The sequence below is a fragment of the Halorubrum sp. Atlit-8R genome (assembly GCF_003666025.1).
Lineage (GTDB): Archaea > Halobacteriota > Halobacteria > Halobacteriales > Haloferacaceae > Halorubrum > Halorubrum salinarum.
Window position 1 is genome coordinate 226,609 of record NZ_QPLV01000002.1, and the last position, 24,820, is coordinate 251,428.

25 protein-coding genes are annotated in these 24,820 nt (G+C 73.1%); 17 read left to right on the top strand and 8 right to left on the bottom strand.

The genetic code is table 11. From position 1 onward, the window contains the following. The first annotated feature begins 57 nt into the window (after positions 1-57). Positions 58-1,158 carry a DUF2891 domain-containing protein gene (locus DVK05_RS06935; RefSeq protein WP_121562661.1) on the top strand — a complete coding sequence of 367 codons (1,101 nt, stop codon included), beginning with the start codon at positions 58-60 and terminating at the stop codon, positions 1,156-1,158. Here the strand turns inward: DVK05_RS06935 and uppS are convergent. Then, on the bottom strand, positions 1,155-2,150 hold the full coding sequence (uppS, locus tag DVK05_RS06940) for a polyprenyl diphosphate synthase (RefSeq protein ID WP_121562662.1): 996 nt from the start codon (positions 2,148-2,150) through the stop codon (positions 1,155-1,157). The two genes, DVK05_RS06935 and uppS, sit on opposite strands and share 4 nt — an antisense overlap. A gap of 65 nt (positions 2,151-2,215) precedes the next feature. Between uppS and lwrS the strand changes: the two genes are divergently transcribed. The 4 genes from lwrS to DVK05_RS06960 all read left to right on the top strand — a co-directional run bounded on the left by lwrS (position 2,216) and on the right by DVK05_RS06960 (position 4,363). Further along, positions 2,216-2,599 (top strand): LWR-salt protein, encoded by a 384-nt coding sequence (lwrS, locus tag DVK05_RS06945; protein WP_121562663.1) that lies wholly within the window; start codon positions 2,216-2,218, stop codon positions 2,597-2,599. Positions 2,600-2,677: 78 nt separating this feature from the next. Continuing rightward, a complete protein-coding gene (locus DVK05_RS06950; protein WP_121562664.1) occupies positions 2,678-3,397 on the top strand; it encodes an HAD family hydrolase in 720 nt (239 codons plus the stop codon). Positions 3,398-3,431: 34 nt separating this feature from the next. Beyond that, the gene (locus DVK05_RS06955) at positions 3,432-3,770 is read left to right on the top strand and encodes a PadR family transcriptional regulator (protein WP_121562665.1); all 339 of its coding nucleotides are present in this window, start codon (positions 3,432-3,434) and stop codon (positions 3,768-3,770) included. 77 nt (positions 3,771-3,847) lie between these two features. Further along, complete coding sequence (locus DVK05_RS06960; protein WP_121562666.1) at positions 3,848-4,363, top strand: CopG family ribbon-helix-helix protein; 516 nt, start codon at positions 3,848-3,850, stop codon at positions 4,361-4,363. 42 nt (positions 4,364-4,405) lie between these two features. Here the strand turns inward: DVK05_RS06960 and DVK05_RS06965 are convergent, their stop codons facing one another. Continuing rightward, on the bottom strand, positions 4,406-6,637 hold the full coding sequence (locus DVK05_RS06965; RefSeq protein ID WP_121562667.1) for an AAA family ATPase: 2,232 nt from the start codon (positions 6,635-6,637) through the stop codon (positions 4,406-4,408). Positions 6,638-6,807: 170 nt separating this feature from the next. Between DVK05_RS06965 and DVK05_RS06970 the strand changes: the two genes are divergently transcribed. The 3 genes from DVK05_RS06970 to DVK05_RS06980 all read left to right on the top strand — a co-directional run bounded on the left by DVK05_RS06970 (position 6,808) and on the right by DVK05_RS06980 (position 9,591). Then, a complete protein-coding gene (locus DVK05_RS06970; RefSeq protein WP_121562668.1) occupies positions 6,808-7,722 on the top strand; it encodes an aminoglycoside phosphotransferase family protein in 915 nt (304 codons plus the stop codon). 65 nt (positions 7,723-7,787) lie between these two features. Then, complete coding sequence (gene endA / locus DVK05_RS06975) at positions 7,788-8,933, top strand: tRNA-intron lyase (RefSeq protein WP_121562669.1); 1,146 nt, start codon at positions 7,788-7,790, stop codon at positions 8,931-8,933. Between the two features lie 55 nt (positions 8,934-8,988). Further along, complete coding sequence (locus tag DVK05_RS06980; RefSeq protein ID WP_121562670.1) at positions 8,989-9,591, top strand: hypothetical protein; 603 nt, start codon at positions 8,989-8,991, stop codon at positions 9,589-9,591. Between the two features lie 37 nt (positions 9,592-9,628). Here the strand turns inward: DVK05_RS06980 and DVK05_RS06985 are convergent, their stop codons facing one another. Together DVK05_RS06985 and DVK05_RS06990 are read right to left on the bottom strand one after the other, a co-directional pair. Further along, positions 9,629-10,483, bottom strand: a complete 855-nt coding sequence (locus DVK05_RS06985) for an SDR family oxidoreductase (protein WP_121562671.1) — start codon at positions 10,481-10,483, stop codon at positions 9,629-9,631. Beyond that, complete coding sequence (locus DVK05_RS06990) at positions 10,480-11,139, bottom strand: NAD(P)-dependent oxidoreductase (protein ID WP_121562672.1); 660 nt, start codon at positions 11,137-11,139, stop codon at positions 10,480-10,482. The genes DVK05_RS06985 and DVK05_RS06990 overlap by 4 nt, the downstream gene beginning before the upstream one ends. 115 nt (positions 11,140-11,254) lie before the next feature. Here DVK05_RS06990 and DVK05_RS06995 point away from each other — a divergent pair, with 115 nt between their 5' ends. The 3 genes from DVK05_RS06995 to DVK05_RS07005 all read left to right on the top strand — a co-directional run bounded on the left by DVK05_RS06995 (position 11,255) and on the right by DVK05_RS07005 (position 13,686). Then, a complete protein-coding gene (locus tag DVK05_RS06995; RefSeq protein ID WP_121562673.1) occupies positions 11,255-11,662 on the top strand; it encodes a helix-turn-helix domain-containing protein in 408 nt (135 codons plus the stop codon). Positions 11,663-11,761: 99 nt separating this feature from the next. Then, the gene (locus DVK05_RS07000) at positions 11,762-12,817 is read left to right on the top strand and encodes an ATP-binding cassette domain-containing protein (RefSeq protein WP_121562674.1); all 1,056 of its coding nucleotides are present in this window, start codon (positions 11,762-11,764) and stop codon (positions 12,815-12,817) included. Beyond that, a complete protein-coding gene (locus DVK05_RS07005; protein WP_121562675.1) occupies positions 12,814-13,686 on the top strand; it encodes an ABC transporter permease in 873 nt (290 codons plus the stop codon). Before DVK05_RS07000 ends, DVK05_RS07005 begins: the two co-directional genes overlap by 4 nt. Positions 13,687-13,735: 49 nt before the next feature. Here DVK05_RS07005 and serS read toward each other — a convergent pair whose 3' ends face one another. From serS to DVK05_RS07020, 3 genes are all read right to left on the bottom strand, one after another. Further along, positions 13,736-15,106, bottom strand: coding sequence for a serine--tRNA ligase (gene serS / locus DVK05_RS07010; protein WP_121562676.1), 1,371 nt, complete (start codon positions 15,104-15,106; stop codon positions 13,736-13,738). 96 nt (positions 15,107-15,202) lie between these two features. Then, on the bottom strand, positions 15,203-15,442 hold the full coding sequence (locus tag DVK05_RS07015) for a hypothetical protein (RefSeq protein WP_121562677.1): 240 nt from the start codon (positions 15,440-15,442) through the stop codon (positions 15,203-15,205). Between the two features lie 100 nt (positions 15,443-15,542). Then, positions 15,543-16,133 carry a hypothetical protein gene (locus tag DVK05_RS07020; protein ID WP_121562678.1) on the bottom strand — a complete coding sequence of 197 codons (591 nt, stop codon included), beginning with the start codon at positions 16,131-16,133 and terminating at the stop codon, positions 15,543-15,545. A 118-nt stretch (positions 16,134-16,251) separates the two neighbouring features. Here DVK05_RS07020 and DVK05_RS07025 point away from each other — a divergent pair, with 118 nt between their 5' ends. The 5 genes from DVK05_RS07025 (at position 16,252) to yciH (ending at position 22,647) form a co-directional block, all read left to right on the top strand. Further along, the gene (locus DVK05_RS07025) at positions 16,252-17,583 is read left to right on the top strand and encodes a dihydroorotase (RefSeq protein WP_121562679.1); all 1,332 of its coding nucleotides are present in this window, start codon (positions 16,252-16,254) and stop codon (positions 17,581-17,583) included. A 208-nt stretch (positions 17,584-17,791) separates the two neighbouring features. Beyond that, entirely contained in the window at positions 17,792-18,832 is a 1,041-nt protein-coding gene (locus DVK05_RS07030) for a MoxR family ATPase (RefSeq protein ID WP_121562680.1), read from the top strand. A gap of 30 nt (positions 18,833-18,862) precedes the next feature. Beyond that, positions 18,863-20,023, top strand: coding sequence for a DUF58 domain-containing protein (locus DVK05_RS07035; RefSeq protein ID WP_121562681.1), 1,161 nt, complete (start codon positions 18,863-18,865; stop codon positions 20,021-20,023). Next, complete coding sequence (locus DVK05_RS07040; RefSeq protein ID WP_121562682.1) at positions 20,020-22,299, top strand: DUF3488 and DUF4129 domain-containing transglutaminase family protein; 2,280 nt, start codon at positions 20,020-20,022, stop codon at positions 22,297-22,299. The genes DVK05_RS07035 and DVK05_RS07040 overlap by 4 nt, the downstream gene beginning before the upstream one ends. Before the next feature lie 54 nt (positions 22,300-22,353). Continuing rightward, on the top strand, positions 22,354-22,647 hold the full coding sequence (gene yciH, locus DVK05_RS07045; protein ID WP_004596695.1) for a stress response translation initiation inhibitor YciH: 294 nt from the start codon (positions 22,354-22,356) through the stop codon (positions 22,645-22,647). A 119-nt stretch (positions 22,648-22,766) separates the two neighbouring features. Here the strand turns inward: yciH and DVK05_RS07050 are convergent, their stop codons facing one another. Then, positions 22,767-23,600: a geranylgeranylglycerol-phosphate geranylgeranyltransferase gene (locus DVK05_RS07050; protein ID WP_121562683.1), complete on the bottom strand. Its 834-nt coding sequence runs from the start codon at positions 23,598-23,600 to the stop codon at positions 22,767-22,769. A gap of 146 nt (positions 23,601-23,746) precedes the next feature. Between DVK05_RS07050 and DVK05_RS07055 the strand changes: the two genes are divergently transcribed. Continuing rightward, on the top strand, positions 23,747-24,790 hold the full coding sequence (locus tag DVK05_RS07055; RefSeq protein ID WP_173230077.1) for a hypothetical protein: 1,044 nt from the start codon (positions 23,747-23,749) through the stop codon (positions 24,788-24,790). The last annotated feature ends 30 nt before the right edge of the window (positions 24,791-24,820 follow it).

The following is a 24,820-nucleotide window of genomic DNA, read 5'->3' on the forward strand; positions in this document are numbered from 1 at the left end:
CGCCGCCCCGCCGCACGCGACCGACCGATTGAACAGGCGCGCCGCCGACCCGCCGCCATGAACGCCTTCGAGGAGCTGTCGCCGGACGCGCTCCGGGCCGGCCGGGCGGACGCGCTCGACGACGCCGTCGCGACCGCGCTGGCCGCGAACCCGCTCGACGGTGTCGAGACCGAGTACCCGGACTACCGGGGGACCGTGGAGGGCCCGGAGGCGCCCCCGCGGCCCTCGGAGACCCACCCCGTCTTCTACGGCTGCTTCGACTGGCACTCCGCCGTCCACAGCCACTGGGCGCTCGTCCGCGCGCTGCGGCTCGCCCCCGACCACCCGGACGAGGCCGAGATCGCGGCCGGCGTCGACGAGCGACTGACGCCCGAGAACGTCGCCCGCGAGGTCGACTACCTCGACGAGAACCCCGGCTTCGAGGAGCCGTACGGCTGGTCGTGGCTGCTGCGCCTCGCCGCCGAGCTCGACCTGTGGGACGACCCGCGCGCCGACGCGTGGCGCGAGACGCTCCGGCCGCTCGAAGACCGGGTCCGCCGCGGAACCCGCGAGTCGTTCCTCGGGATCGACCGCCCGCAGCGCGTCGGGACCCACGGCAACACCGCGTTCGCGCTCGCCGGCGTCCTCGACTACGCGCGGGTGGTCGGCGACGCCGCCCTCGAACGCGAGGCCGAGGCGGCGGCGCGGCGGCTGTACGCCGACGACACCGCCGCGGTCGTCGGCGCGGAGCCGATCGGCTGGGACTTCCTCTCGCCGGCGCTCGTCGAGGCGGACCTGATGCGCCGCGTCCTCGATCCCGACCCGTTCGCGACGTGGCTCGGCGGGTTCCTGCCCGACCTCAGCGCGCCCCCGCACGACGCGCTGCTCGCGCCCGTCGACGTCGAGCCGGAGGAGGGCGACGGCGCCGCGATGCACCTGATCGGGCTCAACGTCTCCCGCGCGTGGTGTCTCGCCGGGCTGAGCGACGCGCTGGCGGAGCGGACCGGTCCCGTGGCGGCCCGGCTCAGAGAGCCCCTCGACGCCGCGGCGCGCCGCCACGCCGAGGCGGGGGCCGCGGACGTGCTCACCGACGACTACGCGGGGTCGCACTGGCTCTCGTCGTTCGCGCTGTACCTGCTGACCCGGAACGAGGCCGGGATCGCGCCCGGCGCCGCTTAGTCGGCTCCCGACGCGTCGCGCGCGTCCCCGTCGGTCCGGCCGACCGACTCGCCGTCGGCCGACCCGACCGCCTCGCCCTCCGCGATGCCGAGGGCGTCGTCCGAGAGGTCGCTCCCGTCGAGCCGGGGGACGCGCTCCCGGAGCCGGGCGGCGGCGGCCCGCGCCTCAGCGAACTCGACCTCGGCGAGCGCGCGCACCAGCGCGGCGGCCCGCTCCGCCCGGGCGCGCTGCCACGACTCCTCGCGCGACTCGTAGGTGCGGATGGCACGCAGGAAGTCCGCCTCGGAGAACTCCGGCCAGTAGGGCGCACAGAAGTAGACGGCCGCCTCGTTGCCGTTCGCGTGCCACGGGAGGAAGTTCGACGTGCGCTCGTCGCCGCCGGTGCGGACGATCAGGTCCACGTCGCGGATCGGCCGGTCGTACAGCCGCTCCTCGACGGTCTCGACGTCGACGTCCTCGGGGGCCATCTCGCCGGCGTCGACGTCGCGGGCGATGGCGCGCGCGGCGTCGAGCAGCTCGGTCCGGCCGCCGTACGCGAGCGCGACGTTGAGCGTGAAGCGGTCGTTCCCGGCGGTGCGCCGCTCCGCGTACGCGACCGCGTCGCGGACCCGCGGCGGGAGGCGGGGCACGTCGCCGATGGCGCGGACGCGGACGCCCTGCTCGTGGACGCGGTCGGCGTCGGCGAACTCGCGCAGCTTGCGTTCCAACAGGTCGAAGAGGGGCTCCAGCTCCTCGTCGGGGCGCTCGAAGTTCTCCGTGGAGAAGGCGTAGAGCGTGAGCTCCGAGACGCCGAGGTCGGCGCACCAGTCGAGGACGCGCTCGGTGGTGTCCGCGCCGGCGCGGTGCCCGTCGGGGGCGTCGTCGCCGCGCTCGCGGGCGTACCGCCGGTTCCCGTCCTGGATGACGGCGACGTGGGCGGGGACGTCGTCGATCTCGCGGCGGAGGTGTCGCCGGTACGCGCGCCCGGCGAGGCCGCGGAGTCGGTTCAGCATCTTTCCTGACTCAGACGGCCAAACGGTATGTACTTTTATCCTCCCGCCGGTCCTCCGGCCCGCAGATGGAGGCCGCCTACGTCGTCAGCGTCGCGATCCGGCTCGACCCGCCGGCCGCCGCCGTCGACCCCGACCGCTTCGAGACGACGATGGAGATCCCCGCGAGCGAGCCCGGAACCGACGGCTGGCTGTTCTTCCGCGACCGCCTGTGGCGCGGCGAGATCGGCGACGAGCCGTCGTTCCGGCGGCTGGCGGAGGAACGACTGGGGCTCGCCGACGCGCCCGGCGCCGCGGTCGTCGCCGCGGACTTCCGAGAGCTGCGCACCGACGGGCCGTACCTCGACGCGCTGAAGGCGGCGATCGCCGACGACCTCGACCGGTTCAACGCCGACTCGGTCGACGAGGTCCTCCACAAGTACCTCGGCTCGTCGGTCCACGTGCGGGAGTGAGCGGCGGAGTCGGACCGGAACGACGTCGCGGGGCGAACCCACAACGCACTTGCCCGCCGCCGTCGTACGGAGCGATCCGTGACCCCCGCCGACTACGATTTCCACCTCTTCGACCTCGACGGGACGCTCGTCGACGCCGAGTGGGAGTACACCCGGACGGTGTTCGACCGCGTCGGCGACCGGCTCGGCCGCGAGTTCTCGGACCGCGAGGCGCGCGTCCTCTGGCACGGGCTCGGCGGCTCCCGCGCCGAGACCCTCCGCGGGATGGGGGTCGACCCCGACGCGTTCTGGCCCGCGTTCCACGCCGTGGAGGACCCGGTCGCCCGCGCGGAGGCGACGTACCTCCACGACGACGCCGCGCGCCTGCTCGACCGCGTGGGCGAGGTCGGCGGGCCGACCGGGCTCGTCACCCACTGCCAGGAGTTCCTCGCCGAGCCGGTCCTCGACCGCCTCGACCTCGGCGGCCGCTTCGACGCGGTCGTCTGCTGTACCGACGAGACGGGGTGGAAGCCGGCGCCGGACCCGATAGAGGCCGCGATGCGCGAACTCGGCGTCGACCCCGCCCGCCACCGCGGCTACTACGTCGGCGACGGCGAGAGCGACGTGGCGGCCGCCTGGAACGCCGGCCTCGACGCGGTCCACGTCGAGCGCGTCGGCCACGACGAGCGCGGCCGCTGTATCCTCGGGGACCGGCGCGTGCGCCGCCTCGACGAACTGGTCGGCGCTGAGGGCCGGATCGACGCCGGCCGGAGCGGCGACGACCCGCTCGGCGCCGGCGGGCCGGCGGACGCGTCGTGAGCGATTTATCCGCCCGCGGGGCGAGGCGCCGACCATGACGAAGTGGTTCCACAGCGGCCGGCGCCGCGACCTCTGCGCGCTCCTGTACGACCACGGCGAGCTGCGCGCGCAGTCGGCCAAGAGCCGGCTCGAATCCCACTACGACGAGCGGATCGACCCCGGGTCCTTCTACGGCACGCTCTCCGCGCTCGTCGAGGCCGGGTACCTCGACCGCCGGACGGAGGGGATCGCCGACGTGTACGCGCTCACCGACGCGGGCGAGGCCGCGCTGCTCGACCACTACGACTGGCTCGGCGAGCGGATCGAGGGCGGCGACGGGGACGACGGCGACGACGGCGGCGACGACGCCGACGACGGTGGCGACAGAAGGTAGCGGGGTCGGCGGGCGAGGGGCGGAGCGCCGCGGCCCGGACCTCAAGGATTAACAACTTCGTGGGCGTGGATTAACATATGACAGTCGTCAGCGTGTCCATGCCGGAGGAGTTGCTCGAACGGATCGACCGGTTCGCGGACGAGCACGGGTACACCGGCCGGAGCGAGGTCGTCCGCGAGGCCTCGCGGAACCTCCTCGGCGAGTTCGAGGACGCCAAGCTGGAGGACCGGGCCCTGATGGCCGTGGTGACCGTCCTGTTCAACTACGAGACGACGAGCGTCGAGGAGCGGATGATGCGGCTGCGACACGAGGACGAGGGGATCGTCGCCTCGAACTTCCACAGCCACGTCGGCTCGCAGTACTGTATGGAGCTGTTCGTGCTGGAGGGGGGCTTAGAGGAGATATCGGCGTTCGTCGGGAAGGTCCGCGCGACGAAGGACACGCTCACGGTCGATTACAGCGTCACGCCGGTCGACGAGTTCGGCGCCGGCGCGCTCGGCGACGCCCACGCCCACGGCGGGCACGGGCACGGGGCGTCCGAGGAGCCGGAGGGAGAGGCGGACGCGACCGCCGAGGCGAACGAGGACGACTGAGCGGGCCGCGGTCCCGGGCGACGGACCGGCCGTTCGCCCGCCTCAGGCGGTCTCGGGGCGGACGGACTCGAGCGCCGCGTCGAAGTCCTCGCCGGTGATCCCGACCTCGTCGGCGTGGTCGTTGGCGGCCTCGCCGTGCTCGTCGGCGACGCGCTCGATGGCGCGCATCGCGGCCGCCCGCGACAGCGAGGCGATCTCCGCGCCGGAGTACCCCTCGGTCTCGTCGGCGACCCGCTCTAAGTCGACGCCGTCGGTCAGGGGCTTCTCGCGGGTGTGAACCTCCAGGATCTTGCGCCGGGCCTCGCGGTCCGGCTCCGGCACCTCGACGTGGGTCTCCAGGCGCCCGGGGCGGAGCAGCGCCGGGTCGAGCGCGTTCCGCCGGTTCGTCGCCGCGAGGACGACGAGGTTCGGGTTGTCGCTGGCGCGGTCGAGCTCGGTCAGGAGCTGTGAGACGACGCGCTCGCTCACGCCGGAGCCGTCGCCGCCGGCCGCGTCGCGGTCGGTCGCGACCGCGTCGATCTCGTCGAAGAAGACGATCGCGGGCGCCGCCTGCCGCGCCCGGTCGAACAGCTCGCGGACCGCCTTCTCCGACTCGCCGACGTACCGGTCGAGCAGCTCCGGCCCCGCGACCTGGATGAAGTTGACGCCGCTCTCGCCCGCGATGGCGCGCGCGAGCAGCGTCTTCCCGGTCCCCGGCGGGCCGTACAACAGGACGCCGGTCGGCGGGTCCGCGCCCGCCGCGTCGAACAGCGGGCCGTACGACAGCGGCCACGTCACGGCGCGGTCGAGCTCCGCCTTCGCGTCGTCGAGCCCGCCCACGTCGGCGAAGTCGGTCGTCGGCTGCTCGGCGACGTACTCGCGCATCGCGCTCGGCTCGACGTTCGCGTGAGCGGCCTCGAAGTCCGCCTTGGAGACGGTCACCTCGTTCAGCGCGCGGGAGTCGGACTCCCTGGCGCGCCGGAGCGCGGTCATCGCCGCCTCCTGCGCGAGCCCCTCGATGTCGGCGCCGACGAACCCGTGGGTGCGGCCCGCGATCCGGTCCAAGTCCACGTCGTCGGCCAGCGGCATCCGGCGCGTGTGGACGTCGAGGATCTGTCGGCGCCCGGACTCGCCGGGGACGCCGATCTCGATCTCGCGGTCGAACCGCCCGCCGCGCCGGAGCGCGGGGTCGATGGTGTCGACGCGGTTCGTCGCGCCGATGACGATCACGTCGCCGCGCGCGTCGAGCCCGTCCATCAGCGAGAGCAGCTGGCCGACGACGCGGTTCTCCACGTCGCCGCCGTCGTCGCGCTTGCCCGCGATCGAGTCGATCTCGTCGAAGAAGACGATGGCCGGGGCGTCCTCGCTCGCGCGCTCGAACACCTCGCGGAGCCGCTCCTCGGACTCCCCCTTGTACTTCGACATGATCTCCGGGCCGTCGACGGTGATGAACGTCGCGTCCACCTCGTTGGCGACGGCGCGGGCGATGAGCGTCTTCCCGGTCCCCGGCGGGCCGTGGAGAAGGACGCCCTTCGGCGGGTCGATGCCGAGCCGGGTGAACACCTCCGGCTCGGAGAGCGGCAGTTCGATCGTCTCCCGGACCAGCTCCAGCTCCTCGTCTAACCCCCCGATGTCCTCGTAGGTCGCGCCCGCGGTGTGCTCGGCCGGCGGGGCGTCGCCGCCCTTCGGACGGGCGTCGTCGCCGGGGCGGTCGGTCCCGGAGCCGGCGGCGGATCCGGACCGGTCGTCGGCCGACGCGCCTCCGCGACCGTCCGCGTCCGCCCCGTCGCCGGCGTACTCGACCGACACGTCCGTCGCCGCCGTGATGCGGACGGTCCCCGCGGGCGACGTCCGCGCCACCACGAAGCGGAGCCCGCCGAGCCGCTCGACGTGGACGGCCTCGCCCTCGGTGACGGGGCGGTCGCGGAGCTCCCGGGAGAGCGCCCGCTCGACCACCTCGCGGCTCACGTCCACCTCCGCGAGGCGGCCGGGCGCGGTCAGCGTCGCGCGCTCGGCGTCGGACACGTCGACGGGGGCGATCGTGACGGTGTCGCCGACCTTCACACCGGCGTTCGCGCGGGTGTCGGCGTCGATGAGGACGGAGCCGTCCGGCGCGTCGGGACCGCCCGGCCACACCTTCGCGACGGCGGTGCGCTCGCCGCGCACCTCGACCGTGTCGCCGCTGAGGAGGGCGAGCCGCTTGCGGGCCGACTCGGGGAGCCTGGCGATGCCCCGGCCCGCGTCCCGCTTCTCGGCGGCACGCACCGTGAGCCGGAGCCCTGCGGTGTCGTTCATACCACTCGTTCTCGCCGGCGGCTCTTTATCCTTGTCCGGTCGCCGCGAGCGACCGTCCGAACGCGCTTCGGAGCCGCCGGTCGCCGAACCTCCCGCGCCGGCGCCGACCCGGGCGGCGAGTCGGGACCAAAACCGGTTTGTGCGCGCTCCGGAACCGACGGGTGTCCCCGATGAAACGCGAAATCGCCGAACGGCTCGACGCGGCGTTCGACAGCCACGAGGTCCGTCGCCGACTCCACGACGTGCCGCCGCACGAGGTGTACGAGGTGTCGGTCGACGGCCGCCGCGCCGTCTACAAGAGGAACACCGGGCCGACCGGGAACGCGGAGAGGGAGGGGCGGGTGATGGCCGCCGTCGCCGACCGTACCTCCGTCCCGGTGCCCGAGCCGCTGTGTATCGGGGACAGCTACTACGTCGCGGCGTGGCACCCCGACGCCCCCGCGGCCGAGGCGGACCACGAGGCGGACGAGGCGTGGGCGCGCGCCGCGGGCCGCGGGCTGGCGACGCTCCACGAGGAGACGACGCCGCTCGTCGACGCGTACGGCGCGTTCCGGGCCGACGAGGCGTTCGCGGTCCGCGGCCGCGACGAGTGGCACGCCGCCGCGGTCGAGTACGTCGAGGAGCGCCGCCCGGTCCTCGCTCGGTACGGGCACGCCGACGCGGCCGACCGGGTGCTCGACCACCTCGCCGAGCGGCCCGACGCGTTCGCCGGCGCCGGCGGGCCGGTCTGCTGTCACGGGTGGGCCACGCCCGAACACGTCGCCGTCGCCGACGGCGCGGTGACGTGCGTGATCGACTTCGAACACGCGATCGCCGCGCCCGGCGAGTACGACTACTGGCGGACGGTCTTCCCGGCGTTCGGGCCGGGGGAGAGCGAGCCCCGCAAGGCGTTCCGCGAGGGGTACGAGTCGGTCCGGTCGCTGCCGGCCGGGTTCGAGCGGCGGGCACCCCGATACGGTCTCCTGAACGCGGTGTACTACTTCGAGTCGCTGTACGTCCAAGACCAGAACGGCCCCGCGGAGACCGCTCGGCAGGCCGACCGACTGCGGAGTCGGATCGACGCGATGCTGGACGACGTCGCGTGAGGGGCGCGGCCCGCGGGCCGGGCGCGACCGCAACCCCCTTCCCTCGGCCGCCCGGCCCCACGGGTATGCAACCGACCGGCCACCTGCGGGGCGACGCGGTCCGCGTCGGCGGGGACGCCCGCCAGCGCTTCTACGACGCCCGGGGGTACGGGCGACCGCTCGACGGCAACGAGATCGCGCTCTCGCGGGTCGAGGCCGCCCACCTGCTGTTCCGCGGCGACCTCTCCGGGATCGAACTCGACGGCGAGGGCGGCGACGCCGACCCGGTCGGCTTCGAGCGCTTCTTCGTCGCGAGCGCGGCCGCGGCCGACCGCTTCGCGGTGCGGTTCCTCGTCTACTCGGACCTCCGCGACCGCGGCTTCTACCTCTCGCCCGCACGCGAGCCGTGGCCCGGCGGGCGCGACGCGGCGAGCGACGCGGTCGACTTCGTCGCCTACGAGCGCGGCGAGACCCCGGACACGGGGAACGTGAAGTACCCGATCCAGGTCGTCGGCGAGCGCGAGACGGTCGCGGCCGCCGGGCTCGCGGGGCGCACGCTCGCGGTCGTCGACGAGGAGTCGGACATCACCTACTTCGCGGCGGAGTCGGGCGCGGTCGACGGCGCGACCAAGTACGAGCCGCCGGCGGCCCTGAGCGGCGTCCTCCTCGCGGACCGCGTCGTCGTCTGGGACGCGCCCGAGGACCTGTACGACCGCGGGTTCTACGGGCGCCCGCTCACCGGCCGCGCCGCAGACGTCGAGGGCGCGCTCCAGCTCTCACTCGTCGAGGCCGCGTCGCTGGCCGCCGACGGGCGCCTGTCGCTGTCGGCGTCGGTCGGGGGCCCCGAGGCCACGGACGCGGGCTCGGGGGACGCCGCCGCCCGGATCGTCGCCCGCGGCCGCGACGTGGAGGGCGAGCGCTTCGACCGCCGGCTCGCCGTCTACCGGCGCCTCCGCGCGGCCGACGCGGTGCCGAAGACCGGCTTCAAGTTCGGCGCCGACTTCCGGACGTACCTCGACGTGGAGACCGTCGAGGACCTCCCGCACTCCGAACACCTCGTGCGCGTGGTGGGGCCGGGCCACGAGTTCTCGCCCCGGGAGCTCTCGCTCGACGTGCGGCTCGCGGGCGGCGTCCGCAAGGAGATGGTGTTCGCCCTGACCGAGGTCGGCGGCGCCCACCCCGCCGGCGGCGAAGACGTGGAGTGGCTCGCCGTCGACCGGCTGACGCCCTGACTCCCGGGTCGACGCGAACAGAAGGCTTTTTTGACCGCTCGCCGTCGTCGCGTCCATGCCGTTCCCCTCCGCGTCCGACGCCGAGTCGGGCACGTACGACATCTCGACCGTCGACCTCAGCGACGACCGCTACGAGGTGACGCAGTCGCTGGTCCGGAACAAGTACGCCGTCCGGGACAGCGCCGGAAACGTCGTCCTCCGCGGGAAACAGAAGATGTTCAAGCTGAAAGAGGAGTTCCCGTTCGTCACCGGGGACGACGAGGACGCCTTCTCGGTGAAGGCGGGCGGGATCGTCGACATCGGCGGCAACTACGCCATCGTCGACGCGGGCACCGGCGAGGAGGTGGTCGTGCTCGACGAGGACTACTCGCTGTTCGTCGAGAACTGGACGGTCCGCGACCCCGACTCGGGGGAGGCGCTGGCGACGATCAAGTCCAAGAACAAGCTGCTGTCGGGGCTCCGGCACCTCGTCGGCGCCGCGAACCTGATCCCGAACAAGTACGAGATATTCGACGCGGACGGGGGCCACGTCGGCGACATCGAGGGGCAGTTCTCGATGCGGGACGCCTACACGGTCACCATCGACGACGCGAGCGACGTGCCCAAGGAGGCGGTGATCGCCGCCGCCTGTATCCTCGACGCCCTGGAGAACCAGTAGCGGCGCTCGCGGCACCCCGGTACAAACCGCGGCCGCGCTACGGTCGGAACTCGTCCGCGTAGTCCGCGACGAACTCGCGGACCGTCCGCGGCGGGCGCCCGAGGACCGCCTCGACGTCGCCCGTCGTCCGGCCGGAGCGACCCAGCCGCACGACCGAGTACTCGGCGGTCATGAACGCGACGAACCCCGGGGAGAAGCCGCGTTCGTACATCCGCCGCGCGAACGTCAGCCGCGACGGGTCGGCGTACGCGATCGGTCTGTCGAGCACCTCTGTGAAGACGTCGGCCACCTCGTCGAAGTCGAGCGCGGCCGGGCCGGTGAGGTCGTACGCCCGGTTCGCGTGGCCCGACTCGGTGAGCACCCGCGCGGCGACCGCCGCGACGTCCCGCGCGTCGGTGAAGCTCAGGACGCCGTCGCCGGCCGGGACGAATATCTCGTCGCGCTCGACGATCTCTCGGCGGTGGATCTCGCTCAGGTTCTGGGCGAACCACGAGGCACGGAGGAACGTGTGGTCCATGCCGGTCCCGGCGAGGTGGCGCTCGATCCGACGATGGGGGAGGACCGGGAGCTTCTCCGCGCCGAGGATCGAGAGGAAGACCACGTGCTCGACGCCCACGCGGTCGGCGGCGGCGGCGAACTCGCGGACGTCGCTCACCGCGCTCCCCGGCGGGTACAGGAGGAAGAGCCGGTCGACGCCAGCCAGCGCCGCCCCCCACGTCTCGGGGCGACCGAGGTCGAACACCACGGGCTCCGGCCCGTCGCCGAACGCGTCCCGCGCGTGCTCCGGGCTCCGGGTCGCCACGCGGACGGACGCGTCCCGGTCCGCGAGCGCTCTGACGAGCGGATCGCCGACGGTCCCGGTCGCGCCGGTGACGAGCAGCCGGTCCGTCATCGCTCGTCCGTGACCTTCGGCATCTTGCCGACGTACGTCTCCGCTTCGAGGCAGTCGAGGACGAACGCCGCGACGTTCGCCCGCGCGGCGGCGTCGCGCATCCCGAGCGTGAGGTCCGTCCCGTGTCGGAACGCGCCCGTGTGCTCGTCCTCGGTGAGGCGCGGGGCGCGGACGACCGTCCAGCGCGCGTCGCTGGTCCGAACGGTCTCGACGTGGTCGCGGGCGTCTTCGAGGGCCGCCCGCGCCAGCAGCTTCAGGAGCGACTCCATCACCCTCCCGCCGAGACTCACCGACTCGCCCTCCTCCCTGACACCCGCGCCGACGAGCGTCACGAAGCGATCGACGCCGTGCTGGTCCATCGCCGCGAGCACGTGCTCGCCGGCCGCCGTGAGGAGGTCGTCCGGGCTCCCGTCGGTCTGTCCGAGGACGCTGACGACGGCGTCGACCGGGGCCCCGTCCCCGCCGACGGCGCGGTCGACGCCGTCGCCGGTGTACGCGTCGCCCGCGACGACGGCGACCCGGTCGTCGTCCCGGACCGACGACGAGAGGCTCGCGGGGTCCCGGACGAACGCGACCACCTCGTGCCCGCGGTCGAGCGCCTGTTCGACGAGCGGTCGGCCGGTTCGTCCCGACGCACCGAATACTGCGATTCGCATACCCGAGAGTGGCGCGCCGAGGACATATACTTGTGACTTCGAAGCTTCGAAGTGTTAGCCGGCATTCGGTCTGTATCCCAAAGATACAATAGCAATAGCGTCCAGTAATCGCTCGATGAACGGACAGAGCGATGTGCCGGACGTGCCCGGACTGAGCGGGGGGTTGACTCGCGCGGAGGCGACCGCCCTCCGCGAGTCGTTCGCCCCGGAGGAGCAGGAGCGCATCGGTCGGACGGTGGCCGAGCTCCTGGACCTCCTCGGAAAGACCCACACGATGGCGGTGTTGAGCGCGTTCGCGTTCGCCGAGGACTCGCTGCGGTTCAGCGACCTGGAGAGCGAACTCGACGCCGCCCCGAACACGCTCTCGGCGCGGTTGAAGGAGCTGACCGAGGCGGGGCTGCTCGACCGCGAGGCGTACGACGAGGTGCCGCCCCGGGTGGAGTACACGCCGACGGAGAAGGCGGAGTCGCTGTTCCCCGCCTTCGCGCACCTCCACCACTGGGCGATCGAACACGAACTCTGACGTGCCGAGCGGTCGACCCCGCTCGCCGACTTCATTTTTCGTAGTAACGTCGGACGTTCGAAGTCGGGAGTATATGCCGCCGGATCCGGTAATACGGATATGCCTACACAGGACACGGCGGGACCGACCGATCGGTCCCGAGACGGCAGCGCCGGCGAGCCGGCGGCCGCCGAGTCGGCGTCCGCCGCCGCGATCGACGTCGACGGGCTCGAACTCACCTACGCGGACGGGACCGTCGCCGTCGACGGGATCGACATGACCGTTCCCGAGGGGGAGTTCTTCGGCTTTCTGGGGCCGAACGGGGCCGGCAAGACGACGACGATCAAGGTGTTCGCGACGCTTTTGTCCCCGACCGGCGGAACGGTCCGGGTCAACGGCTTCGACGTGCGCTCCGACTCCCGGAAGGTCCGCGAGTCGATCGGGTACATGGCTCAGGAGACGAGCATCGACCCCGAGCTCACCGCCGCGGAGAACATCCGGTTCGCCTGCGAGGCGTACGGAGTCCCGCGGGACGAGCAGTCCGAGCGGGTCGACGAGCTGCTCGACCTCGTCGACCTGGCGGACGTGGCCGACAAGCGGGCCGAGGAGTTCTCGGGCGGGATGAAAAAGCGGCTCGACGCCGCGACCGCGCTGGTCCATCGGCCGCCGCTCGTCTTCCTGGACGAGCCGACGACGGGGCTCGACCCGAAGGCCCGCAACCGACTGTGGGAGTACTTCCGACGCATCAACGACCTCGGGACGACGATCTTCCTGACGACGCAGTACCTGGAGGAGGCGGACCAGCTCTGCGACCGCCTGGCGGTCATCCTCGACGGCGAGATCGTCGCCGACGGGAGCCCGAGCGAGCTCAAACGCGAGGTCGGGGGTGAGGTCCTCGACGTGGAACTGGAGGGCGACGGGACGGCAACCGAGCGGGCCGCGGCGATAGCGCGGGAGTTCGACGCCTTCGCGGACGCCTCGGTCGCCGAGACCGAGGAGGGGATCAGCGTCACCGCGGAGACGGCCCGGGAGCACGGCACCGACCTCCTCGTGGCGCTCCGGGACGCGGACGTAACGGTGACCGGGTTCAACATCCGCGCGCCGACGCTCGACGACGTCTTCCTCGCGATCACCGGGGAAGAGCTCGACACCGACGACGGGGAGGTGGCGCAATGAGCGCGCCCGCGAACGACCGCTCGGGGTCGAGCGCGCGCTCCGGGAACACGTTCGTCGGCGACGCGTGGGTGAACTTCAAGCGGTGGAATCTCAAGGCCGTGCGGAACCCGTTCGTCCTCGTCGTCTCGCTCGTCCAGCCGATCATCTTCCTCGTGCTGTTCACGGAGGTGTTCGGAAATGTCGCGGGCGGCGCGGTCAACCGGGGGCTACCAGGGATCAGCTACGAGACGTATCTCGTGCCGGCGATCACCATTCAGGTGGCGCTCGCGGCGGCGATCACCTCCGGCGTCGGGCTCGTGAACGACATCGAGAACGGGATGTTCGAGAAGGTGCTCGTCACGCCGATGAGCCGCACGGCCGTCTTCGTCGGCAAGACCGCCGCCGAGGTGTTCCGGATCGCGGTCCAGATCGCGATCATCCTCGGGCTCGGCGTCCTCCTCGGCGCCGACATCGTCACCGGCGTCGCCGGGGCGGCGGGGATCGTCGCGGTCGGGATCCTGTTTTCGCTCTGGTTCGTCGCGTTCTCGAACGCCGTCGCGATCCTCACGCGAGACCAGGAGTCGACGATCATCAGCGCGAACCTGCTGCAGTTCCCGCTGTTGTTCCTGTCGAGCGCGTTCCTCCCGCTCGAAGCGCTCCCGGGGTGGATCCAGACGTTCGCCCGCGTCAACCCCGTGACCTACGGCGTCGACGCCGCTCGCTCGCTCATGATCGACCGAGACGTGATGACGGTCATCGACGTCGCGTGGTTCGGCGGGACGCTCGACGGCGTCGCGCCCGGCGTCGCCGTGCTCGTCGGGCTCGACCTCGTGTTGGGCGCCGTCGCCGTCGTGCTGCTCTCCCGCGCGTCGAGTTCGGACGTGAAGTAGGTGGGAGCGCCGGCGCCGCTTCGGGGCGCGAGCGGTCGGAGGGCGTGCCCTACTCCCCGCCCAGCTTCGACTCGCCGACCGCGTCGCCGCCCTCGATGACCTCGGTGCCGCCCATGTACGGGCGCAGCGCCTCGGGGACGGTGACGGTGCCGTCGTCGTTCTGGTAGTACTCCAGGATGGCGACGACGATCCGCGGGACCGCGAGGCCCGAGCCGTTCAGGGTGTGGAGGTACTCCGCGGACTCGTGGTGCTCCTCGCGGTACCGGATGCCGGCGCGGCGCGCCTGGAAGTCCTCGAAGTTCGAGACGGACGAGACCTCCAGCCAGCGGCCGCCCTGCTCGGGGCCCTCGTCCATGTCGTCGGCCGGGGCCCACACCTCGATGTCGTACTTCTTCGCCTGCGTGAACCCGAGGTCGCCGGTACACATCTCCAGGATGCGGTAGGGGAGCTCGAGGCGGCGCAGCACCTCCTCGGCCTCGTCGACGAGCCCCTCGAAGCGCTCGTCGCTCTCCTCGGGCCGGACGAAGTTCACCATCTCCACCTTGTTGAACTGGTGGACCCGGACGATCCCGCGGGTCTCGGTGCCGTGCTCGCCCGCCTCCTGCCGGAAGTTCGGCGTGTACGCCTGATACTTCAGCGGGAGGTCCTCGCCGAGGAGGATCTCGTCGCGGTGGAGGTTCGTGACGGGCACCTCCGCGGTCGGGAGCAGCCAGAGGTCGTCGTCGTCGTACGCCTCCTCGTTGGAGCCCTCGACGCGGTAGGCGTCCTCGGTGAACTTCGGCAGCTGGCCGGTGCCGCGCATCGACGCGGAGTTGACCGGGATCGGCGGGAAAACGTCCTCGTACCCCTGCTCGCGGTGGACGTCGAGCATGAACTGGATCAGCGCGTGTTCGAGGCGGGCGCCGTCGCCCTTCGCGACGTAGAAGCCGCCGCCCGCGACCTTCGCGCCGCGCTCGAAGTCGAGGATCTGTAGCTCCTCGCCGATGTCGTAGTGCGGCTCGACGTGGTCCGGGAGCTCGCGGCGGTCGTCGAACCCCTCGCGGCGGCGCTCGACGTTCTCGGACTCGTCTTCGCCCACGGGGACCGAGTCCTGCGGGATCTGGGGCAGTTCGAGCAGCGACGCCTCCAGCTCGGCCTCCAGCTCGTCGGCGCGCTCCTCGATCGCCTGGAGCTCGGCCTTGAGGTCCTGCGAGCGCTCGATCGCCTCCTCGGCCTCCTCCTCCTTCCCGGCCGCCTTCAGCTCGCCGATCGTCGAGGAGACCTCGTTGCGCTCGTGGCGCAGGTCGTCGCCGCGCTGTTTCAGCTCCCGCCACTCCTCGTCGACGTCGAGTATCCGGTCGAGGTCCACGTCGACGCCCTTGTTGTCGAGCGCCTCGCGGACGACCTCGGGGTTCTCCCGGACGAACTGTCGAGACAGCATTTGGCTCAGGTTCCGCGGGGCGACCCAAAACCGTATCGGAGCGTCGGCAGCGGTTGGCACGGGGGCCGCACGGCGGACGGCGCCGCCGAGTTCGCCTCAGGGGATGAACGCGAAGTTCGCGACGACCATCAGCAGCGCGAGCGCGGCGACGACGACGCCCATCACGCGCATCGCAAGGACCCGCGTGTCGCTCGGTTCGATCCGCCCGGTCGAGCCGTCGGGCGAGCGCGTCTGCCAGCTCATCATCTTTCGGGGGAACGCCGCCATCGCCAGCGCGCCGCCGGCGACGAGGAGGGGGACGGCGACGAAGAACAGTCGGAAGGGTGCGGGGAGCATGCGCCGGGGACTGCTCGCGCGAGCCAACAAAGCGTTACGGAGTCGAACCGTCCCCGGGACCCACCGCGGTCGGCCGGTGTGGCGCGGGCGAGCGGCGCCGTCAGTACCCGCCCGGCAGCGCCATCCCGACCGCGAGCGCGACGAGCGGGACCGCGGCGACGGCCGCGTACCACAGCCCCGCGCCGCCGAGGAGGAGGTACGTCGAGACGCCGTAGCCGGTCGGGTCCCAGTCGGCGCCGAGCCGCGGGAGGCCGAGCGCGGCGACCGCCGGCGCGACGATTCCGACGAGGACGGTTCCGATCAGCGCCGTGAGCAGGAACCCGGAGCTCCAGGCGGGGCCCGCCTCGGCGGCGCGCGTGACCGTGACCGCGACGCCGACGAGGTACGGGACCGAGAGCCCGACCGAGACGCCGAGGTACGAGGGGAGGAGCCGCCCCGTCGGCGGCAGCGCGCGGAACAGCGCGCGGAGGCGCTCGGCGGCGAGGAACGGCGCGCACAGCCCCGCGGCGACGATCCCGGGGAAGAGGAACAGCGCGACCGTCCACAGCCAGCCGATGACAGCGTCGGCAATGGCGGGGACCGCGAGGGGCGCGGCCGAGCCCGAGAGCGAAAGAACGGTGCCCGAAAGCGGAGGGATGGCATCCGAGAGCGGAGGGGCGGCGCCCGAGAGGGCGGAGAGCGCAGAGACCATGCGCGAGGGAGCCCGCGCCGGCGACAAACGTCTTGTGGTGCCCTGTGGCGGGCCGCCGCGGAGCCCGCGACCGGGAACCACCAGCGTTTATCCCGCTCGCCGCGACCGGCCGACAACGATGCTCATCACGGGCGCGACGCTGGCCGACGGCCGGGTTCGAGACGTGCGGATCGGCGACGACGGACGGATCGACGCGGTCGCCGGAGGGCTCGGTGCCGACGCCGGCGAGCGCGTCATCGAGGCCCGCGGGAGACACCTCCTGCCGGGCGCGGTCGACGTCCACGTCCACTTCCGCGAGCCGGGCGGGAGCCACAAGGAGACGTGGACCTCGGGGTCGCGGAGCGCGGCCGCGGGCGGCGTCACGACCGTCGTCGACCAGCCGAACACCTCGCCACCCACCGTCGACGGCGCGGCGTTCGACGAGAAGGCTGCGCTCGCGGCCGACTCGCTCGTCGACTACGGGATCAACGGCGGCGTCACGGCGGAGTGGGACCCGGAGAGCCTCTTCGACCGACCCCTCTTCGCGCTCGGCGAGGTGTTCCTCGCGGACTCGACGGGCGACATGGGCATCGACGCCGACCTGTTCGCCGACGCGCTCGACGCGGCGGCCCGGCGCGACGTGCCCGTCACCGTCCACGCCGAGGACGCGACGCTGTTCGACGAGGGGGCGCTCGACGACGACCTCGGGGGCGTCGGCACGGCCGCGACCGCCGACGCGTGGTCGGCCTACCGGACGGCCGACGCCGAGGTCGCCGCCGTCGAGCGCGCGCTCGCGGCGGCCGCGGACCGCGACGCGCAGGTCCACGTCGCGCACACCTCAACGCCGGAGGCCGTCGACGCCGTCGTCGAGGCCCGCGACGACGGGGCGGACGCGACCTGCGAGGTCACGCCGCACCACCTGTTCCTCTCCCGCGAGCGGGCGCGGTCGCTCGGGACGTTCGGGCGGATGAACCCGCCGCTCCGCTCGGAGGAGCGCCGCGAGGCCCTGTTCGCACGGCTCGCCGAGGGCGCGGTCGACGTGGTGGCGACCGACCACGCGCCCCACACCGTCGCGGAGAAGCGCCGCGGGCTCGTCGACGCGCCGAGCGGCGTCCCCGGCGTCGAGACGCTGTACCCGCTCCTCCTCGAATCGGCCCGGACCGGGGAGCTGTCGCTCGAACGCGTCCGCGACGTGGTGGCCGCGAACCCCGCCGAGACGTTCGGCCTCGACCGGAAGGGGCGGGTCGCGGAGGGGCGCGACGCCGACCTCGTCCTCGTCGACACCGCCGACCCGCGCGAGATAGAGGCCGCCGCGCTCCACAGCGCGTGCGGGTGGACCCCCTTCGAGGGCCTCCGCGGCGTCTTCCCGGAGGTCACCCTCGTCCGGGGCGAGGTCGTCTACGAGCGCGACCCGGCGACCGGCGCGGCGTCGTTCGGCGAGCCGGTCGGTCGGAACGTCGGGGAGTCGTAAGTTCGCGACTGACGGCCCGGTCGCGAGGCGCGAATCGTCGCCCGCGACCGTCGGTGCCGAAGGGCCGAAATCGGCCGAGACGAGCGGACCGCCGCCGGCGGAACGCATATGCCGTTGCTCGCCTTACCCGTGGTATATCGATGATCACGGGGAGCATTCGCACGGTCGCCTTCGGACGGGAGCCCGACCCGAACGAGGCCGGCCGAACATGACGGACCCCGGAGAGTCGGGACCGTTCGGCGCCGGTCCCGCGGAGCCGGTGGACGGCGAGGCGGAATCGACCGGCGGCGAGGTCGGCGGGGCGGCCGCCGCCGCGGGCGTCGACCCCGAGACCCCCGCGGACGTGGCCGCGCTCGCTGACCGCATCGTCGAGGAGGTCGAGGACGTGATCGTCGGCAAGCGCGACGCCGTCGAGCACGTCCTCGTCACCGTGCTGGCGCGCGGGCACCTCCTCGTCGAGGACGTGCCCGGCGTCGGGAAGACGACGCTCGCGAAGTCGGTCGCGCGCTCGATCGACGGCTCGTTCAAGCGCGTCCAGTTCACCCCCGACCTGCTGCCCTCCGACGTGACCGGCGTCAACGTGTTCAACCGCCGGACCGACGAGTTCGACTTCCAGCCCGGCCCGGTGTTCGCGAACGTCGTGCTCGGCGACGAGATCAACCGCGCCCCGCCGAAGACGCAGTCGGCGCTGCTGGAGGCGATGGAGGAGAACCAGGTGACGACCGACGGGACGACCCGCGCCCTGCCGGACCCGTTCTGCGTGATCGCGACCCAGAACGACGTGGAGCCGGGACAGACGTACGAGCTGCCCGTCGCGGAGGTCGACCGCTTCACGAAGAAGATCCGGCTCGGCTACCCGGACACCGAGGAGGAGGCCGCGATCCTCGGGCGGCTCACCGGCGACCACCCGGTCGACGCGGTCGAGCCCGTGGCGACGATCGCCGACGTGCGCCGGGCCCGCCGGATCGTCGGCGAGATCGAGGCCTCGGAGGCGGTCCGGGAGTACGTGGCCCGGCTCGCGGTGTTCACCCGCCGGAACGCCAAGCTCGGGGCGAGCCCGCGCGGGAGCCTCGCGCTGGTCCGCGCGTCGCAGGCCCGCGCCGCGCTGGAGGGCCGCGGCTACGTGATCCCCGACGACGTTCAGGCGGAGGCCCCGACCGTGCTCTCGCACCGGATCCGGACCGAGTCGGGCGGGACCGACGGGGCCGACGTGGTTCAGGACGCGCTCGACCGGATCCGCGTGGAGTGACGAGATGACGCCGACACCGCCCCCACTCAGATGACGCCCGAACTCACCCGCCGGGGGCGCGTCGCCGGCGCCGTCGGCCTCGTCGCGGCCGCGAGCGCGCTCGCCGCCGGCGGCCGCGCGCTCGACGCGATCGTCATCCCCGTCGCCATCGCGCTCGCGGCGGGCTACGTTCAAGTGTCGCGCGTCGACGCCCCGACCGTCCGGCACGTGACGCCCGCCGACGGGTTCGTCGGGGAGACGCGCGAGGTCCGCCTGGAGTTCGGGCCGCCGGCGCGGGACGGCGGCGGGGCGTCCTCGTTCCTCGCCGACGTTCGGGTCCGGGTCGACGATGGGCTCGACGGACCGACGGCGCCGATCCGCGCGGCCGTCGGCACGGAGCCCGTCTCGTACGCCGTCACGTACCGCGAGCGCGGCGAGCGGACGCTCGGCCCGGTCGAGCTCACCGCGACCGACGTGTTCGGCCTCTTCGAGCGCTCGCTGCTCGTCGACGAGACCGACGCGGTGACCGTGTACCCGCCCCGCGACCCGGTCCCGGCGCGGTTCCGCCGGGCGCTGTACGCGGCCGACGCGGTCGACGTGAGCCGCCAGCGCGAGGAGTTCGACCGCCTCCGGGAGTACACCCGCGGCGACGCGGTCCGCGACGTCCACTGGGCGACGACCGCCAAGCGCGACGAGATCGTCGTCAAGGAGTTCGCGGCCGAGACCGCGCGGAACCGGGTGACGATCGCGGGCGGGACGGAGGTCAGCGGCGGCGGGCGCGCCGACCGCGGCGGCGACCCGTTCGGCGGCGTCGGGCGCGACGGCGACGCGGACGCCGACCGCACCGCGAGCGCGGCCGCGGCCGACGAGCTCGCGCGGGCGACCGTCAGCCTCGCGCTGGCGCTGCTCGACGACGGCGTCCCGGTCGACGTGCGGCTGCCCGCCGGACGGGTCTCGGCGGCTCCCGGCGGCCGCGGGCGGCGCGAGGTGCTGGAGCTGGCGGCGCGGACCGGCCCGGGCGCGGTCGCCGACGACGAGGCCGACGTCACGATCGTCGCCGGCGCGGACGACGCCCGGTTCCGCGCGGGCGACCGGTCCGAGTCCTTCGCCGACCTGCACCGCGAGGCCGAGGCGGAGCGCGCGACCGGGGACGACGCCGGGACGGGCCGGGCCGACGCGGCGCCGGACGGACGGGAGGTGGCGTCGCCGTGAGCCGCGGGGCGTCCGTCCGGGAGCTGCTCGCCTCGGGCGGTCCCGCCGGGGACGAGCGGCGGCTGGCCGACCCGGCGGTCGTCGGCGTCGCGGTCGTCGCCGCGGCGTACCTCGCCGTCTTCTTCGAGGTGACGAACGTCGTCGGCGGGACGGGGCGGACCGCGGCGGTCGTCGCGGTCGCGGGGGTCGGCGGGGTCGCGCTGGCGCGGGCGGTCGGCGAGCGGACCGCGCTGTGGCTGGCCGGCGTGCTGTTCGCCGCGGGGCTGGCGGGCTACTTCCTCGCGATCCCCGAGAGCCAGCGCGCGCTGTTCACGGTCCGGAGCGTCGCCTTAGACCTCCTCGCGCTGTCGACGGGGCTCTCCGTGTTGCGGCTGGCGCTCGCGGACGTGTGGGTGCTCGCCGTGGCGCCGGTGCCGACGTTCCTCGTGGGCTACTTCGCCGGCCGCGGGCGCCACGTCGCGGCCGCGAGCGTCGCCGGCGGGACCCTCGGCTTCCTCGTGCTCACGGGCGACGCGGAGACGGGGGCGGCGGTCGCCGGCGTGGTCGGGCTCGCGCTCGCCGTCGGCCTCTCGACGCTCTCGACGCCGAGCCGGCGCCGCGGCCACGCGGGCACGTTCGCGCTGGTGGTCGCGGCGATGGTCGTCGCGAGCGCGACGATCACCGTGATCCCGGCGGGCGCGGCGGCGCCGCTGGGGCTCGACCGCGGCACGACGACGCTGGAGTCGAGCCTGAGCGGCGAGGACGAACTCGACGTGATCGGCACCACGCGGCTCTCCCCCGAGGTGCGGTACACGATCGAGAGCCCCGTCGAGCGGAACTGGCACACCGGGGCGTACGACACCTACACCGGCGACGGCTGGGTGCGGACCGGCGAGCGGACCCCGCTGAACGGCACGCTGGCGGGGCCGCCGGGGGCGGCGGAGACGGTCGACGTGACGGTCACCGCGGAGACGGAGTCGGGCGCGCTGCCCGCGCCCTGGAAGCCCGTCTCGGTCTCGGGCGGCGGGGCAGTCGAGGTCGACGAGCGCGGCAGCCTCCGGCTCGCGGCGCCGCTCGAACCGGGCGAGGACGTGACGGTGACGAGCCGTGTCCTCGACGCCGACCCCGCGACGCTCCGGAACGCCAGCACCGACTACCCCGAGGCGATCGAGGAGCGGTACACCCAACTGCCCGAGAGCACGCCCGACCGGGTCGGCGAGCGGACCGAGGAGATACTCGCGGCCGCGGACGCCGAGTCGCCGTACGAGCGGGCGGCCGCGGTCGAGGCGTACCTGCGTTCGGAGTACGACTACTCGTTGACCGTCGAGCGGCCCGAGGGCGACGTGGCCGACGCGTTCCTCTTCGAGATGGACGCGGGCTACTGCGTCTACTTCGCGACGACGATGGCGGCGATGCTCCGGACCCAGGGGATCCCGACGCGGATGGAGACGGGCTACACCCCCGGCGAGCGCGTCGGCGACGACGAGTACGTCGTCCGCGGACAGAACGCCCACGCGTGGGTGTCCATCTACGTGCCGGACCACGGTTGGGTGGCGTTCGACCCGACCCCGTCGGAGCCGCGCGACGAGACGCGGGCGACCCGGCTCGCGGAGGCGCGCGCCGACGGGGCGGAGAACGTCGACACCGAGGCGTCGTCGCCGGACGCGGCGACGGAAGAAGACGACAGCGGTACCGCCCCCGACCCGACCGGTGGCAGCTCCGAGCCGGGGGCGGACGCGAACGGATCGACTGGCCCGGAGCCGGAGAGCCCGAACGGGACGAACGGATCGGGAGGCGTCTCGTCCGTCGATATCTCGCGTTTGGAAGGGGCAGGGGTGGAAGAGATCGAGACGAGCGGCGAGTCCGGCGGCTCTGGAGGAGATGGCTCCCTACCGAAACCGAGCGCGGAGACCGCGCTCTACTGGCTGCTCGTCGCCGGCCTCGGCGTCGCGGGGGTCCGGCGGACCGGCCTCGCGAGCCGCGCGGGCCGGCGGATCGGTCCGTTGCTCCCGCGCCGGCGCGGCGACCCGACCGCGGACGCCGAGCGGGCGTTCGCCGACCTCGAACGGCTGCTCGCCGAGCCCTACCGCGAGCGGCGGCCGGGGGAGACCCCGCGGCGCTACGTCGAGACGATGCGGGCGCTCGGCGCCGACGAGCGCGTCGAGACCGTCGCGACCGCGTACGAGCGCGCCGCCTACGCCGGGTCGGTGACGCGGTCCGAGGCCGACGCCGCCCGGCGGGCCGTCCGCGGGCTCGCGCTGGAGCGACTGCCGCTCATCGGGCGGTTCGTCCGCTGATCGGGGGGCTTCCCGACACTATTTAATACGGGCGTCCTGTAGATTCGGGCTGTAATGTCGGAAGTCTGCTCGACGTGCGGACTGCCCCAGGAACTCTGCGTCTGCGAGGACGTCGCGAAGGAGTCCCAGCAGATCAGCATCCGCATCGACGAGCGCAGGTACGGTAAGGAGGTAACGGTCATCGAAGGATTCGACCCGAAGGACGTGGACCTGAGCTCCCTCTCGTCGGACCTCAAGTCCAAGTTCGCCTGCGGGGGCACCGTCGAGGACGGCGCCATCGAGCTCCAGGGGAACCACTCGGGTCGCGTGGAGGACTTCCTCCGCGACAAGGGCTTCAACGTCGCGTGACCGTCACCTGACCGTCCGCCGTCGAGCATCGCTTCGAGCGAGACCGTTTTTTCGCCGCGCCACTCGCCCGGTAGCGGCCGCGCGACCCGTCTCACGCGACCACGGCTGCGTGACCTCTCTCACGCGACCACGGCGACCCGCCCGACGACGAACGCCGCCGCCGCGAGGAAGGTGCCGTACTTGAACCGGCGCTGCGCCGCCGCGGGGTCCTCGAACCCCTCGTAGGTCGCGTACAGCATGACCGCGTCCGCGACCGCGACGACCGCGAGGTACGCCGCGCCGAGGGTCCCGGAGAGGTACGGCAGCGGGCTGACGGCGACGGCGACGACGAGCGCGGCCGCGCCGATCCACAGCGCGGTGCGCTCGCCGACCGCGATGGGGAGCGTCGCGAGCCCCTCCTCGCGGTCGCCGGCCACGTCCTCGACGTCTTTGATCACCTCGCGCGTGAACGTCGAGAGCCCCGCGAGCGCCGCGAGGACGAGGACCGCCCGCGGGTTCCCGACCGCGGCGCCGCCGAACAGGAACGTCGAGCCGACGAGGTACGCGACCAAGGCGTTGCCGAGGCCCGGCGTCCCCTTGAAGAGGCTCGTGTAGGTGAGCAGGGCGACGAGGTTCACCGCGGCGATGGCGATGGCCGCCGGAGGGAGCGTGACCGCGGCCCCGACGGCGACGGCGAACCAGGTCGCGGCCGTCGCGAGCGCGAGCCGCGGCGGGACGGCGCCGCGCGGGATCGGACGGTCCGGACGGTTGACGGCGTCTATCTCGCGGTCGAAGTAGTCGTTGATCGCGTTGCCCGCGGCGACCGCGAAGACGGTCGTCGCGGCCGCGAGCGCGGTCGGGACGGCGGCGCCGCTCGCGCCGGCGACGAACGCGCCGGTGGCCGTGAGCACCCCGGCCGCGACGCAGTTGCCGAGGCGGGCGAGCTCGACGAGGCCGCGGAGCGTGTCTCGCACGTCGTCCGCGTACTCCCGCCCGCGAGGAATAAACGGTGCGGGATCGGTCGGTGACCGCCCCACCCCGAAGGTGTTCGCCCGGCCGCGAGCGAGGCCGGATCGATCCGCCACGAACGTTTATCACGTCCGAAATGAAATACCCGGATATGGCCAAGGGCTTAGACGTCGGCACGATGAACATCCTCTCCGGACGACAGGAAGGCGCGGAGACGGTGTTCGTACAGCAGCGGAACTCGTTCGTCGAGATCGAGTACAGCGACATGGCCGAGCAGATGCTCTCGCGCAGCGAGGTCCTCCACATCCGCAAGGACGACAAGGTGTACGTCGTCGGCGACGACGCCTTGAACTTCGCGAACATCTTCAACAAGGAGACCCGGCGGCCGATGCAACACGGCATCCTCTCCAGCGAGGAGGCCTCGGCCATCCCGATGATCAAGCTGATCACCGAGCAGGTGGTCGGCGAGCCCTCGAAGCCGAACGAGCGCCTGTTCTACTCCAGCCCGGCGGACCCCATCGACTCGCCGCTCACGACGCTGTACCACGAGAAGACCCTCGAATCGATGCTCGGCGACATGGGGTACGACCCCGAGCCGATCAACGAGGGGATGGCGGTCATCTACTCCGAGCTGGCCGACAACAACTTCACCGGCCTCGGGATCAGCTTCGGCGCGGGGATGACCAACGTCTGTCTCGCCTACTACGCGGTGCCCGTGATGAAGTTCTCCATCGCCCGCGGGGGCGACTGGGTCGACGAGCAGACCGCGCAGGCGACGGGCACGCCCGTCGACAAGGTGACGAGCATCAAGGAGGACGACTTCGAGCTCGACTTCCGCACCGACGTCGGCGGCGTCGAGGGCGCGCTCGCCATCTACTACGAGAACCTGCTCGACTACGTCATCGAGAACATCACGCGCGAGGTCGACGAGGAGGACGTCGAGGAGGGCCTCGACGTGCCCGTCGTCGTCACCGGCGGCACCTCCAGCCCGAACGGCTTCGAGGACCTGTTCGCGGACCACCTCGCGGACGCGAACATCCCGTTCTCGATCAGCGGCGTGCGCTCCGCCGAGGAGCCGATGTACAGCGTCGCCAGCGGGGCGCTCGTCGCCGCGCGCTCCGAGGAGGGCGAAGAGGAGTCGGCCGGCGGGAGCGAGCCGGCCGCCGAGGAGGCCGCCCCCGAGTCCGAGGACTGAGGCGCGACCCGCCCGCGCCTCCGACGCGAC